This is a genomic window from Amycolatopsis sp. WAC 04169, assembly GCF_003947535.1.
Lineage (GTDB): Bacteria > Actinomycetota > Actinomycetes > Mycobacteriales > Pseudonocardiaceae > Amycolatopsis > Amycolatopsis keratiniphila.
Genome location: NZ_QHJI01000010.1, coordinates 281,244 through 294,424 on the forward strand (window position 1 = coordinate 281,244; position 13,181 = coordinate 294,424).

14 protein-coding genes and 1 riboswitch are annotated in these 13,181 nt (G+C 69.4%); of the genes, 7 read left to right on the forward strand and 7 right to left on the reverse strand.

The annotated features are described in order from the left end of the window. Position 1: 1 nt before the first annotated feature. The gene (locus DMC61_RS28690) at positions 2 to 1,246 is read left to right on the forward strand and encodes a sodium:proton antiporter (RefSeq protein ID WP_233594987.1); all 1,245 of its coding nucleotides are present in this window, start codon (positions 2 to 4) and stop codon (positions 1,244 to 1,246) included. 122 nt (positions 1,247 to 1,368) lie between these two features. On the opposite strand, the gene DMC61_RS28700 is transcribed toward DMC61_RS28690, so the two are convergent. Beyond that, positions 1,369 to 1,878 carry an SRPBCC family protein gene (locus tag DMC61_RS28700; protein WP_125692857.1) on the reverse strand — a complete coding sequence of 170 codons (510 nt, stop codon included), beginning with the start codon at positions 1,876 to 1,878 and terminating at the stop codon, positions 1,369 to 1,371. A gap of 145 nt (positions 1,879 to 2,023) precedes the next feature. Continuing rightward, positions 2,024 to 2,659 carry a DUF4230 domain-containing protein gene (locus DMC61_RS28705; RefSeq protein ID WP_125693134.1) on the reverse strand — a complete coding sequence of 212 codons (636 nt, stop codon included), beginning with the start codon at positions 2,657 to 2,659 and terminating at the stop codon, positions 2,024 to 2,026. A 111-nt stretch (positions 2,660 to 2,770) separates the two neighbouring features. On the opposite strand from DMC61_RS28705, the gene mptB reads away from it, so the two are divergent. After that, entirely contained in the window at positions 2,771 to 4,210 is a 1,440-nt protein-coding gene (gene mptB, locus DMC61_RS28710) for a polyprenol phosphomannose-dependent alpha 1,6 mannosyltransferase MptB (RefSeq protein WP_125692859.1), read from the forward strand. On the opposite strand, the gene DMC61_RS41240 is transcribed toward mptB, so the two are convergent. Next, positions 4,114 to 4,659 (reverse strand): SRPBCC family protein, encoded by a 546-nt coding sequence (locus DMC61_RS41240; RefSeq protein ID WP_158634144.1) that lies wholly within the window; start codon positions 4,657 to 4,659, stop codon positions 4,114 to 4,116. The genes mptB and DMC61_RS41240 overlap by 97 nt on opposite strands. A gap of 60 nt (positions 4,660 to 4,719) precedes the next feature. Here DMC61_RS41240 and DMC61_RS28720 point away from each other — a divergent pair, with 60 nt between their 5' ends. Then, on the forward strand, positions 4,720 to 5,301 hold the full coding sequence (locus DMC61_RS28720; RefSeq protein ID WP_125692863.1) for a TetR/AcrR family transcriptional regulator: 582 nt from the start codon (positions 4,720 to 4,722) through the stop codon (positions 5,299 to 5,301). Between the two features lie 2 nt (positions 5,302 to 5,303). On the opposite strand, the gene DMC61_RS28725 is transcribed toward DMC61_RS28720, so the two are convergent. Beyond that, entirely contained in the window at positions 5,304 to 6,206 is a 903-nt protein-coding gene (locus DMC61_RS28725) for a LysR family transcriptional regulator (protein ID WP_125692865.1), read from the reverse strand. Positions 6,207 to 6,288: 82 nt separating this feature from the next. Between DMC61_RS28725 and DMC61_RS28730 the strand changes: the two genes are divergently transcribed. Both DMC61_RS28730 and DMC61_RS28735 read left to right on the forward strand, forming a co-directional pair. Next, positions 6,289 to 7,500 (forward strand): MFS transporter, encoded by a 1,212-nt coding sequence (locus DMC61_RS28730; protein WP_125692867.1) that lies wholly within the window; start codon positions 6,289 to 6,291, stop codon positions 7,498 to 7,500. 79 nt (positions 7,501 to 7,579) lie between these two features. Continuing rightward, positions 7,580 to 7,648: riboswitch (guanidine-III (ykkC-III) riboswitch) on the forward strand. A gap of 11 nt (positions 7,649 to 7,659) precedes the next feature. Further along, entirely contained in the window at positions 7,660 to 7,974 is a 315-nt protein-coding gene (locus DMC61_RS28735) for a multidrug efflux SMR transporter (RefSeq protein ID WP_063277207.1), read from the forward strand. A gap of 94 nt (positions 7,975 to 8,068) precedes the next feature. On the opposite strand, the gene DMC61_RS28740 is transcribed toward DMC61_RS28735, so the two are convergent. Together DMC61_RS28740 and DMC61_RS28745 are read right to left on the reverse strand one after the other, a co-directional pair. After that, a complete protein-coding gene (locus tag DMC61_RS28740) occupies positions 8,069 to 9,394 on the reverse strand; it encodes an alpha-lytic protease prodomain-containing protein (protein ID WP_125692869.1) in 1,326 nt (441 codons plus the stop codon). 134 nt (positions 9,395 to 9,528) lie between these two features. After that, positions 9,529 to 10,512, reverse strand: coding sequence for a LysR family transcriptional regulator (locus DMC61_RS28745; protein ID WP_125692871.1), 984 nt, complete (start codon positions 10,510 to 10,512; stop codon positions 9,529 to 9,531). Between the two features lie 162 nt (positions 10,513 to 10,674). Here DMC61_RS28745 and DMC61_RS28750 point away from each other — a divergent pair, with 162 nt between their 5' ends. Together DMC61_RS28750 and DMC61_RS28755 are read left to right on the forward strand one after the other, a co-directional pair. Continuing rightward, complete coding sequence (locus DMC61_RS28750; RefSeq protein ID WP_125692873.1) at positions 10,675 to 11,463, forward strand: hypothetical protein; 789 nt, start codon at positions 10,675 to 10,677, stop codon at positions 11,461 to 11,463. 157 nt (positions 11,464 to 11,620) lie between these two features. Then, positions 11,621 to 11,935: a hypothetical protein gene (locus tag DMC61_RS28755; protein ID WP_125692875.1), complete on the forward strand. Its 315-nt coding sequence runs from the start codon at positions 11,621 to 11,623 to the stop codon at positions 11,933 to 11,935. A 15-nt stretch (positions 11,936 to 11,950) separates the two neighbouring features. On the opposite strand, the gene DMC61_RS28760 is transcribed toward DMC61_RS28755, so the two are convergent. Beyond that, entirely contained in the window at positions 11,951 to 13,138 is a 1,188-nt protein-coding gene (locus DMC61_RS28760; protein WP_125692877.1) for a sodium:proton antiporter, read from the reverse strand. Between the last annotated feature and the right edge of the window lie 43 nt (positions 13,139 to 13,181).

The following is a 13,181-nucleotide window of genomic DNA, read 5'->3' on the forward strand; positions in this document are numbered from 1 at the left end:
CATGGAGATCTTGCTCGCCGGAGCGGGCGTTCTGGCGTTGTGCGCCGCCGTGCTGCCGAATCTGCTGCACGAACGCGCGTTGTCGATGCCACTGGTCCTGTTGGTGGGCGGGCTGGTCTTCGGGCTGCTTCCCTTCGCGCACCCCTACGGTCAAGGTGTCCTCGACCCACGGTCACAGGTGGGCACCGTCGAAGTGATCACCGAACTCGGCGTGCTGGTGTCGCTGGTCGGCGCCGGCCTGAAGTCGGACCGGCTGATCGGCTGGCGATCATGGAGCTCGACATGGCGGCTGCTGGCGATCACGTTGCCGCTTTCGGTCTGCGCGGTCGCCCTGCTCGGCTGGTGGGCGCTCGCCCTGTCGCCCGCCGCCGCGCTGCTGCTGGGCGCCGTGCTTTCGCCGACCGACCCGGTGCTGGCGAGCGACGTCCAGGTACCCGCGCCGCACACCGACGACGGGCGTGGCTCGGACAACGAGATCAGGTTCACGCTGACCTCGGAGGCCGGGCTCAACGACGGCCTGGCGATGCCGTTCGTGTTGCTGGCCCTCGTCTTGGCGGGGACGGCGAGCACTTCGCCGGTGCCCTGGCTGCTGACCGAGGTCGTCGTCCCGCTCGCGATCGCCGTCCTGGTCGGTTTCGTCTGTGGCCGGCTGCTGTCGTGGCTGATGTTCCGGGTGCGGCACGAAAGACTGCGCCTTGGCGAGTACTCCGACGGCCTGGTGGTGCTGGCCATCGCGTTCCTCCCGTTCGCGCTCTGCGAGTGGCTGGACGGTATCGGCTTCGTCGCGGTGTTCACGGCCGCGGCGACCATCCGCGCCAGCGAACGGTCGCACGAGTACCACGGGGTGCTGCACGAATTCGGCGATCAGCTGGAACGGCTCTTCGTCGCGCTGGCCCTGCTCGGTCTCGGTGTCGCGCTGGGTGACGGGCTGCTGGCGGGTCTGACGCTCGCCGAGATCCTGGTGGCGGTCGCGGCGGTGGTCATCGTGCGCCCGCTGTTCGGCGGGCTGGCACTGCTCGGCGGCTCCACCACCCGGCCCGCGGCGACGGCGATCGCGTTCTTCGGCATCCGCGGGATCGGAAGTCTGTACTACCTCTCCTACGCGCTGGGGCACGGCGATTTCCCGATGAGCGACTCGTTGTGGCGGGTCACGGCGCTGACGATCGCGGTTTCGGTGCTCGTACACGGGCTGCTGTCGGGTCCGGTGATGCGCAGGCTGGAGGACCGGGGGATGCAGAACCACTGAGCGGGGGCCAAATCCGTGAAGGCCTCCTTGAGGGACCCTGGGTCCCTCAAGGAGGCCTTCACGGACTCGCGGCGCAATGAAGGGGGCCTTCACGTACTTCAACTTGCCTTCAAGCACCGGAGTCAGCGATGCCACTCCCGGCCCTCGAGCCGAGCCTTCACCCGCTGCAACGTGGTCGCGATATTGGCCTGATTCGTCCCGGCGCGATCCGGCTCGCCGGTGATGAGGATGGCGAGCGGGACGAACCACGGCGGCACCCGCAGCCAGTTCGTCACGGTGAGGCGGCTGCCGTCGCCTTCGGGGACGATGTCGTACTCCCATCGCGAAATCGGCACGAAGAACGGCGTGCGCACCCGGTAGGCGAACCTCCGCCCGGGTTCGGCCTCGACGATCTCGGCGTGGGTCACCCAGCGCCGTCGTCCGTTGCGGTTGCTGCCGGCGAACCAGTTCCCGACGCGCGCTTCGGTCGCGCCGCGGATCCAGCGCGCCTTGCGCAGTTCCTCGGTGCACTCCGACATCGCGACCGGATCGCTGACGAGCCGGTACACCTGCTCGGGGCCGGTGTCGATCGTGACCTCCCCGGTCGCGATCGGTTCGCTGTAGGTCAGGCTGTCCCTCGGCTTCGTCGCCATCGCGCCTCCCAGTCGACTTCGCCAGCCCACCAGCAGGAGCCCCGCCGGTCAAGCCCGGCGCGGAAAGCACCGCACGGACGCGGAATCATTCGTGCGGCGATGAGTGCCGGGGGCCCGGCTTGCTTCATTCGCGTACGAAGTCGGGTCAAGTGGCCGGTTCGGCCGGGAAGACGACCTGGAAGCCCAGCGCCCGCAGCATCTGCGTGAGCATCGCCCTGGTGTTGGCCTTGGCGCGTTCGAGCAGGCCGGAGTGCTGCGCGGCTTCGCCGATCCGTTTCTCCGCGGCGAGATAGAACGGCCGCTGATCCTGAACGGACACGAGTGCGCCGAGCCGGTCGATCAGGCCGCGTTCCTGGCCGAAGACGTAGCTGCGTGCGTTGTCCAGGTTGGGTTTCGCCAGCTTCGGTTCGGGCAGCCGCACCTCGACCGTCCGCCGGTCTTCGGACACGGTCAGCGAATTCTCCACCAGCGGCCCGAAATCGACGTACGCGTCGACGGAACCCGCCGCCACGAACAGCGTGCGTTCCCCGGCGATGCTCGCGGGCACCCACGCGACATCCTTCTCGATGTCCACGACGACCTGATAGTCACCGACGGCCGCGTGGTACTGGCTCAGATCCCGCACCGCCTGGAGCACCGCGGGCTGCGAACGGTCCACAGTGGACGTTCCGAACGGGTCGAGCTTCGGCAGCAGCCCGGTGATCTGCAGGGCCGCGGCGACGATCAGGAGCCCGGCCAACGCGAACGCCCCCAGACGTACCCAGCGTTTCTTCACGCCCACCACCGCCTCTCCGTCCGCGGGAGTACCCGGCGGACGCGGCTCCGAAGCGTCGAAGGCGGATTCCCGTACGTTCGGCGGAACCGGGTTTCGCACTTGGAGTAGTTTGGCCGCATGCAGAACGTCTTGCCCGCGCCGGAGAAGGCCGGGCTGAACATCTCGGCGTTGCACTGGGCGGGTTTCCTCGGGATCGCCGTACTCGTGCTGGTCACGTCCGGGATCGGCCTGCCCTCGGTGCTGGTGGTGGCGCTGGGCGTCGCCGGGATGGCCACCCTCGTGCTGTCCTGGCTCGGCATCGGACGGCTCGCCGCCGGGCTGCCCGAGCGGCGGCTGCACTGGATCGCGGTCTCGTGGTGCGCGCCGCTGCTCGTCGCGCGCCCCCTGTTCAGCGGCGACATCAACAGCTACCTCGCGCAAGGCCTGATCGCGGCCAAGGGGCTGGACACCTATCTCGTGGGGCCCGCCGAGGCGCTCGGCGCCGATTCCCCGGTGACGATGGCGGTCAGCCACTACTGGCGGGACACACCCGCGCCGTACGGGCCGGCGTTCGTCGCGCTGGCCCGCACGATCGCCCAGATCGCCGGGGACGCCTTCGTGCCGACGGTGCTGCTCCACCGGCTGCTGGGCCTGATCGGGATCGTGCTCATGGCGTGGGCGCTCCCACGGCTCGCCCGCCGCGTCGGGGTCTCGCCGTCGATCGCGTTGTGGCTGGCCGTGCTCAACCCGCTGGTGCTGTGGCACGTCGTGGCGGGCGTGCACAACGACGGGCTCATGGTCGGGCTGATGGTCGCCGGGCTGGAACTCGTCCTCATGGGCGCCGCGAAGACCGGCGCCGCCCGCCCTGCCCTGATCGCGGCGGGTGTGATCGCGGTGAGCGCGGCCGCGAACATCAAGATCGTGGCCGTCGCGGGCCTGCTGTTCGTCGGTGTGGACCTGTTCCGCCGGGCGACGCCCGCCGGCCGGGTGGCGGTGGCGCTCGGGTTGCCCGCCGGATTCGCCGCCGTCACCGCGGCGATCTCGCTCGGCAGCGGGCTCGGCTTCGGCTGGGTTCGCGTGCTGTCCGGCGTCTCTGGCCAGGTCCACAGCTGGATGGCGCCCACCAACGAACTCGGCTTCCTCGTCGGCGGGATCGGCAAGATCTTCGGGGCCGACCTGACCGACGGCGCGATCGAGGTGTTCTCGCTCATCGGCGCGATCCTCGGTCTCGCCGTCGGCGCTCGGCTGCTGTGGCTCACGTACCGGGAGAAGCTGCACCCGCTCTACGCCGCGGGCCTGACCTTCGCCGCGATGCTGGTCCTCGGGCCGGTCGTGCAGCCCTGGTATCTCCTGTGGACGGTCGCGTTGCTCGCCGTGAGCCTCACGACCGACCGCGGACGGTGGATCCTCGCCGTCGTCAGCGCCGTGTTCGGCGTGCTGCTCCCGCCCGCGAACGGCGGCGCCGTGTCCTTGGCGCTGGGTTACCTGATCGCCGTCGTGCTCATCGGCGGCACCTTGTTCGCACTCAAGCGGAAAGGCCTCTTGCCGGAGATCAGGTTCCGCAAGAGCCGGACGTAACGGCTCCATCGAGCAGGCCTCTCGACCGTGCCGGTGAGTTCACGCTCGGCACGGTCGAGGCAGTCTTCCAACAGCGCGTCGTGCATCGGCCGCCACAGCAGCGGATACGTCAGCCAAGCGGGATGCCGGAGCCGCAGCACCATGAGGTGCCCGAGTTCGGTCTTCCCGTTTTCCGTCGTCCGCAGGGTGAATTCGTGGAATCCGTCGAAGCCGCGCGGCGCGGTGAAGCGGAACCGCACCGACTTCCCGGGCTCGTAGGACTCGACGTGATATCGCACCGGCCCGTGCCCGCCTGTCGCTCCCACCCCGAGCGGCCGGTCGAACCGCATCGGCGGCCACGCGTCGACGGGCCAGAGCCTGTCACCGTCCGTGGACAGCGTGTCGATCAGCGCGCCGACGCGCTCCTGTTCCACATCGACGATCCGGTGATGCCTGTTCCATACGCGCATTCGCGCCTCCCAGTTATAGAGACCTTCCCCTAAAACGATAGTAGAGGATAGTCTCTGAAAATGGGACGGCCACCGCGGCACACCGCCGACGACTTCCTCGACGCCGCAGTGCGGATCTTCGCCACCGAAGGCGCGGCCGGGGTGACCATGTCGGCCGTCGCCCGTGAGGTCGGCGCGCCGAGCGGGTCGATCTACCACCGCTTCCCCGGTCGTCCGGCGCTGCTCGCCGCCGTCTGGCTCCGCACCCTCGACGGCTTCCAGCAGGGCTACCTCGAAGCCCTCGAGCAGGAGCCGGCCGTCGAAGCAGCCGTCGAGGCCGCCGCGCAGGTCGTCCGGTGGTGCCGCGCCCATCCCGCCGAGGCGAAACTGCTCTACGGGGGCGACAGGGCACTCGGCGTCGACGACTGGAGCGCCGAGGATCGCGCCCGTGTCGAGGCCGCCAACCACCGGCTCGACACGGCGATCACCAAGGTGCTGCGGAAACTGCGTCCGCTGACCGGCCGGAGTACCGACGAACTGATGCTCGCCCTCGTCGACCTCCCCTATGCCGCGGTGAAGAGACATCTCGACCGCGGCGAGGCACCGCCGCCGCGCACCGTCGACCTGGTGACGAGGACGACCCGCACGTTGCTGACGGGCTGAGCTCAGGTCCGGGCGGGGATCGCGAGGGAGAACTCCCCGCCGTCGACGAGGTCCAGCAGCAGCCGGGCGGCCCGGCTCGGCGGGCGCTCTCCCCTGGTGGCGATGGTCAGCGGCCAGGTGAGGCCGGGCTCGTCGAGCGGGATCGTCCGGATCCCCGCGAGCAGCTTGAGATCGGGCACGACCGCGACGCCGAGCCCCGCCGCGACATACGACGGCACGGCGCGCAGGTCGGCGACCTCGACGATGACCCGCCGCGGCGCCCCGAGCGCCTCGAAAGCGCGGTCCAGGGCCACCCGGTTGCCGAAGCCGCGGGGATTGTCCACGAACGACTCGCCCGCGAGATCCGCCAAGGTCAGCGACCGCCGCCCGCTCAGCCGATGGCCGTCGGGCAGCACGGCGACGAACGGCGCCGAGCCGAGCAGTTTGGTGTCGAGCCCGGCCAGATCGGATTCGGGCAGGCCGAGGAGGGCGACGTCGAGCCTGCCCTGACGCAGGTCCTCGGCCAGCCCGGTCGATCCGGTGATCGACACCGAAACATGCAGGTCGACCAGCGGATAGCGGCGGTGGAACGCGCCGAGCAGATCGGGCAGGTCGAGATCGCCGACGCTGGTCAGGGTGCCGATGCGGAGGCTGCCCCGCAGGCCTGCGGAGGCGTCGGTGACCACCTCGCGGGCCCTGTCGAAGGCTTCCAGCGCGGCCTTCGCCTCGGGCAGGAACACCTTGCCCGCCGGGGAGAGCTCGACCCTTCGCGTGGACCGATCGAACAGCTTGACGCCCAGTTCGGCTTCGAGGGCCTGGATCGTCGCCGAGACGGTGGACTGCACCGCGTACAACCGCTGGGCGGCGCGAGTGAAGCTGAGCTCCTCGGCGACGGCGACGAAGCATTCGAGCTGACGGGTCTCCACGCCTTCGATTATCGCATCCGTCGATAACTGTGACCAGGATTGTTCGTTGGACTTGGATGATCCGAAGATTCACAGTGGAGGCATGCTGAACAGCGTCGCCCTCCCCCGTCCCGCGTTCCGGCGGATCAGCCACGGTCGCGGTTTCTGGGTCATCGCGGCGGCCTACGCCGCCTCACTCGCCTTCTCCACCGTCCCCACCCCGCTCTACGTGCTCTACCAGCAGCGCGACGGCTTCCCGACCTACGTCGTGACCATCGTCTTCGCGGCGTACGCCGTCGGTGTGATGGGCAGCCTGTATCTCGCCGGCCATGTCAGCGACTGGCTGGGACGACGGCGGGTGATCCTCGCCGCGACCTTGACCCAAGCTCTTTCCGCGACGCTTTTCCTGGCGTGGCCGGACGTTCCCGGGCTGATCCTGGCCAGGCTCGTCGGCGGCGCGGGCATCGGCGCGCTGACCGCGACCGCCACCGCGCACCTGTCCGAACTCCGCGCCGTCGCCCGGCCGCGGGAGGACCACGGCCGCGCGGGACTGATCGCGACCGCCGTCAACATGGGCGGACTGGCGCTCGGACCGCTGTTCGGTGGCGTGTTCGCGAGCTATTCGGCCGAGCCGCTCACCACTCCGTTCGTGTTCTTCCTGGTCCTGCTGCTCGCCGCGGCCATCGCCGTCGCGCTCGTACCGGAAACCGTGGAGCGTGCCGAAGAACGGCCCGCCTATCGGCCGCAGCGCGTCTCACTGCCCTCGAGTGCGCGGCCCGCCTTCTTCGGCGCGGCGATCGGCGCCTTCGCGGCGTTCGCGATCACCGGTCTGTTCATGGCGCTGACGCCGACGTTGCTGGCGCAGGGCATGCACGAGAGTTCGCGGCTGCTGGCCGGTCTCGCGTCGTTCTCCGTGTTCCTCGCGGCGGCCGCGGCTCAGGTGCTCTTCGCCGGTCTGGCCAGGAAAACCCAGCTGCGGCTCGGCCTCGCGCTGATGGTGAGCGGACTGGTGGCGCTGCCGGTCGCGGTGACGACGTCCCAGCTGTGGCTCTTCGTCGCGGGCGGGATCGTGGCGGGTGCCGGCGTCGGGCTGAGCTTCCGCGCCTCGGTGGCCACCGTCGCCGCCCTCGCCGAACCGCCGGTGCGCGGCGAGGTCCTCGCCGCCCTGTTCCTGGCCGCCTACGCCGGGCTGGTCCTGCCCATCCTCCTCGTCGGCATCGCGCTGATCTGGCTGCCGAGCGCGTGGGCGCTGATCGGATTCTCGTTGCTGGAGCTGGGTTTGCTCGCCTGGTCGGCCCCCAAGGTGCTGACCTGACCGTCCACAATGGCGCGCCCGCGTGGTGACCCTCGTCAAACCGGCGGGCGATCCACGCGGGCGATGTGCCATCCTGGTTACGGAACCTCCTCAACGAGGTCCCCGGACGAGTGGGTGCCGTACCCGGCCAGCGACAAGACGGCGCTCTGGGAGCGCGTCATGTCGTGGCTTGTCCTCATCGTCTCGGGTGTGCTGGAAGCCGTATGGGCCACCGCCCTCGGCAAATCCGAAGGCTTGTCCCGGCCGGTGCCGTCGGTGATCTTCGGCGTCACTTTGGTCGCCAGCATGGTGGGTCTCGCCTACGCGATGAAGGATCTCCCCGTCGGCACCGCCTACGCGGTCTGGGTCGGCATCGGGGCTTCGCTCACCGTCGCCTACGGCATGTGGTCGGGCGCGGAAACCGTTTCGGTGGCCCGGATCCTGCTGATCGTGGGGATCGTCGCCTGCGTGGTGGGCCTGAAGGTCCTGCACTGACCCCGGCAAAGAGGGACCGCCCCCGACGCACGGACGACGTCGGGGGCGGTCGGGTCCGGGCGCACCCCTGCGTGTGGCCCGGACGGCTAGGTGGTCAGGCTCGCGCCCAAAGCGCTGGGACGTTCGGGGGCTCCCAACCGACCTGAGCGGTGTGGCCCTGCAGGGCCCGGTACGAAGCGCCGTCGTAGGTCACCGTCGCGCCCGCGGCGTAGGTGGTGCCCGCCGCCCAGGTGCCACCGGGCGGGTTGTTCGACGTCGTGGTGGTCGGCGTCGTGCTCGACGGCGGGTTCGAACCCGAGGTCACCAGGCGGAGGTTGTAGACGCTCAGGATCTCCGAGAGCGGCTGGAAGTAGAACGTGCCGCCCGAGCTGCAGTTGCCGGAGCCACCGGAGGTGACGCCCTGCGCCTGGTCGCCCGCGAGCCACGAACCGCCGGAGTCACCCGGCTCGGCGCAGGCGCTGGTCCGCGTGAGGCCGGAAACGGTGCCCTGCGGGTAGTTCACCGAAGCGTTCTTCTGCTGGATCGTGCCGCAGCGCCAGCCCGTCGTGGAACCGGAGCGGCAGACCGACGCGCCGACCGCGGCCTCCTGCGAACCCGCCACCGGCACGGTCCCCGGGTAGCGGTTCACCAGCGGGCGCGGGGTGTTGCCCGCGTCCACCCGGACCCACGCGTAGTCGTTGCCGGGGAAGCTGGAGCCCGCGACGGTCCCGCTCGGGTTCGAGGTACGCGTGCCGGTGGTGCCGCAGTGGCCCGCGGTGACGAAGCCGCCCTCGACCGAGAAACCGATCGAGCACCGGCCCGAGCCGAAGGTGTAGGCGTTGCCGCCGATGACGTCGATCAGCGGGACCGGGCTTTCGGTGCTGGTCTCGACCCGCACCGCGTCGGCACGCACGCCCGAGGCGGTCGCCCACGACTTCGCGGCGGCTTCGCCACCGGCGTTGGCCAGGACGACGATCGAGTTGGTGGTGGCGTCGACGTACCAGCCGGGCACGGTCTTCGGCGCGCTGGTTCCCTTGGCGTCCAACGACAACTTCGCCGCGTCGAGCTGCGCGGCGCTCCGGGCGACCGTCTTCGGGGTCGCGCCCGCCGCACGGACGACGCCTTCCAGGGCCGCGTCGGTGACCGCGACGGTCAGCGTGGTCCCGGACGCGTCCAGCCACGAGCCCGCGTAGGACGGGCCGAGCCGGGATTTGAGGTCGCTTTCGGCGCGGGCCGCCTTCTGCTCGACGGCGAGGCGGGTCCTGGCCTGATCCGGGCTGATCTTCAGGTCGCGCGCCATGGCGGCGACGATCTCCGACTGGACCTGGTCGGCCGCCGAGGCGGTCTGGCCGGCGCTGGCGCTCGGCGTCAGCGCGACGGCCGTGACCAGGCCCGCGCCGGTAAGGGCCGCCGCGGCGGCCGCTACGATCTTTCGGTTCATTTCAGGCGTTTCCTCACCGCGTTCCGGAAGAAGATCTCGTCCCAGACCGTACGAGGCACCTGCTACAAATGGTACATACCATTTAGGTCATATCCACCCCAATGGACTGGACCTTTCGACCGCTTCCGCGCTGGTCAGCCCACTCCCGCGTCCGTGTAGTCGACGCCATAACCCGGATTCAACTCCAGATACTTCGAGTAGGTCGGTCGCCGGTCGATGAGTTCGCCGTACACCGCCCGAGACAGCGCGATCATCTCCGCGGCGAAGGGACCCATCTCCCCGCGCTCCGACCAGCCGACGAGATTCCGCCAGCTCAGCGGATTCCCCGCGATCGGGACCGCGACGATCCCCGGGATCTCGTGGAACAGCGGCTGGCACAACACCACCGCGTGCCCCGATTCGACCATCTCTATACAGGTCAGCACATCGGTCTCGTACAACGAACGCGGCGTGAATCCCGATCGGGCGCACGCGGACGCGAAACAGTCGCCGAAGCATCCGTCGCCCGGCGTCGCGCACCACCGTTCGTCCGCGAGGTCGCCGAGGTCGACCTCGTTCTGCTGCGCGCGCTCGTCACGCGCGGACATCAGCACGAACACCGGATGATGCGCGAGCGTCCGCCAGCGGAGACCGGGCTCCGGCGGTGGGGCCGCGTCACCGCAGACGCCGACGAAGGCGAAGTCCAGCGCGCCTTCGGCGGTCATGTCCGCGAGTTTGTTGGCCGACCACGACGTATGCGTGGCGACGTGGATATCGGGATGAGTGGTGCCGAGGCGCTGCAGGAGCGCCCCGAGCATCGGCCCCGTCGCCGAGCCGAGCCGCAAGGTCACCGGCTCGCCGGTGCCCGCGTGCTGGGCGAGCCGTGCCGCCTCGTCGTGCAGAGACGACACGGCGGGGAGCACCATCTTGGCCCGGTCGAGGACGAGGAGGCCGAGCGCGGTCGGCCGGGTGCCCGTGTGATCGCGCAGGAACAGCTTCCCGCCGAGGGTCCGTTCGATGCGCTTCAGTTGTGCTGTCAGTGCAGGCTGGGCCATTCCGAGCGTGTTCGCCGCCTTGGTGATACTCCCGAGTTCGGCGATCGCGCACATGATGCGCAGGTGGCGCAGTTCCAGCTCCATCCCTCTACGTTAGTAGACATAACTGGACTGGACCAGACAAATGGTTGAGCCAAATGGCTTCGTATCGGTTGGTTCGCGTGATGCCATCGATGTCAGCAATCCCGGACATGCCGGGGCGTCCGGCCGATACTGTCTCCACGCAACCGACGACGAGGGGGTTCAGTGGCGGACGAGCGTGGACGGATCCGGCGATCGCTGGCGCGCGTGATCACCGACGACAACCTGGATCTGTACGTACTGGGCACCGTCGCGCTGGCGTTCACCGTCCTGGGCGCGACCGGGATCTCGGACGTCAAAACGCTTTCCTCCGTGGTGACCGCGCTGCTGGCCCTGCTCGCCTTCTCCCAGATCCGCTCGCGGCGGCTGACCGAACAGGTCCGGGATTCGAATCGCGGCGGACCCGGGTCGCTCTTCGAGCCGGAGTTCCCCGCGGATCTCATCTCCCGGCGCGCGGCGGCCTTCGACATCCTGCTCATCGGTCATTCGATGACCAGGACCGTGCAGGGCATGCGCAGCGATATCCGGTCGATCCTGGAAGTGGGCGGACGGATCCGGGTACTCGTCCTGGACCCGACCGACGAAGCGCTCGTCGAAGTCGCCGATCGCCGGATTTCCCCAAGTCTCGGACAAGGACGGCTGCGGCAACGGATCCTCGCGACCTTGGACGAACTGACGTCCTTGAAGAGCAGGACGAGCGGCAGGCTGGAGGTCCGGGTGTCGTCGCGGATCTCCTCCGCGGGCTTCAACTGTCTCGACGTCTCCACCAAACGGGGACTGATCTGCGTGCAGCACTACGAATACCGGCCCGCCGGTGAAGCCTCGCCGGTGTTCACAGTGGAACCGAAGGACGCGCCCTGGTACCGGCATTTCGCCGACGAGGCCGAACGGCTGTGGGAGGACGGCACGCCTTGGCCGCTGTCCGGCCCGGACCAGCCCGCAACACCCTTGTGAACAACCGGGGCGAAGATCCGGAGGCGTTAGGGAACAGCGCCGAACCGTACGACCTGGCCGTGGACGGGCAAGTGACCCGGTAACGGTTCGGAAACGGGGCTCGCCCCGCTCGATCGCTCTCTCATAGAGTGCCGCTTTCGCGCCCAGGGGAGGGTTCGTGCACATCCACGCCAGACGCCGATCCATCAGCTTCAGCGGCCGGACGATCACGATCAAGGCCGCGGTCCGCGGGCTCAACGACAAGAAGCACACGTTCGGCCTCGAGAAGGTCACCGCCATCAAGAACATCCCGCCCACGGCGTTCAAGCCGGGGAGGCTCGTCTTCGAAGTGACCGGCGCGTCCAAGGCGATCGTCGAGGACGTGCCCATGTACGCCGACAAGGTCGACATGAACACCTTCACCTATGGCGGCATGAATTCGAAGCACGTGAAAGAGCTCGAAGCGGCGATCAGGAAGGCGATGAGCGGCTGACGACGAGGGCGCCGGTCAGGTCCTCTTCGACTTGCGGTTCAGGAACGCCGAAGCCCCGACGCCGTGCGCGGCGACGCTCGCCAGCACGGTCACCGACATCACGCTCAGCGCGACGTCGGCCGCCTCGCCGTCGAGCGAGTTGAAGGCCAGCAGCCCGAACACGATCGACGCCGCGCCGCGCGGGGCCAGCAGGCCGATGGTCATCCGGTCCTTCCACCGGAAGTCCGTCCGCAGCAAGGCGAGCAGCACCGGGATCAGCCGGGCGACGGTCAGCGCGACGACGCTGACGAGCACGATGCCCCAGGTGAGCCCGAACGACAGCACCAGCACCGCGGTGCTGCCGAAGACGAACCACATCAGCAGCCCGCACAGCGAACTGACGTCTTCGGCGAGCCCGAGTTCCTCCTCGCCGGGGTGCCGCGCGGTCTTGTACGCGATCCCGCAGATGAACGCGGCGACGAACCCGTTGCCGCCGATCGCGACGGCGGCGGTGTAGGTCAGCAGCGGCAGCGCGACGGCAGCGACCCGCGCGGAATGCCGGGTCGACCAGCCGTGTTTGGCCGTCACGTTCATCGCCACCGCGGCCACCGCCCCGATGACGGAGCCCGCCAGCACGGCCAGCAACGCCGCCGGGATCGCGGCCTGCAGTGCCTCACCCGGCGTGTTCGCCTGGTGGTGGCTCCCCGCGAGGGTGAGCGCGAAGATGAAGACCGGCGCGACGACGCCGTCGTTGTAGCCGCTCTCGACGTTCAGCAGATGCCGCACGCGTTCGGGCACCCGGACGTCGTGCACCACCGACGTCGCCGGCGCGAAATCCGTCGGGGCGATGATGCAGGCGATCAGCAGGACCGCCGCCCAGCCGAGGCCCGGCAGCGTCAGCAGGCCGACGCCCATCACGATCAGGATCGTCAGCGGCAACGCGATCAGCAGCAGCCGCACCGCCGTTTTCGCGTCGTGGCCGAGATAACCGCCCTTGACCGCGGTGGCGTCCACGAACAGCAGCAGCGCGAGGATCAGTTCCGCCGCGTTGAGCGCGATCTCGGTGTTGAGCCCGGTGCCGAGATCGTTGCGGGTGGTGAACCCGATCGCCAGCCCGGCCGCGACCATCGCCATCGGCGCGGTGATCTGCCAGCGTTCCAGCCGTGCCGCGGTCATCGTCCAGGCCAGCACGACGACCGCGCCGACGAGCACGCTCTGGATCATCTACCCCGCCCCTCGTTCCCGGTGGACTCCCCTGCCACCGGGA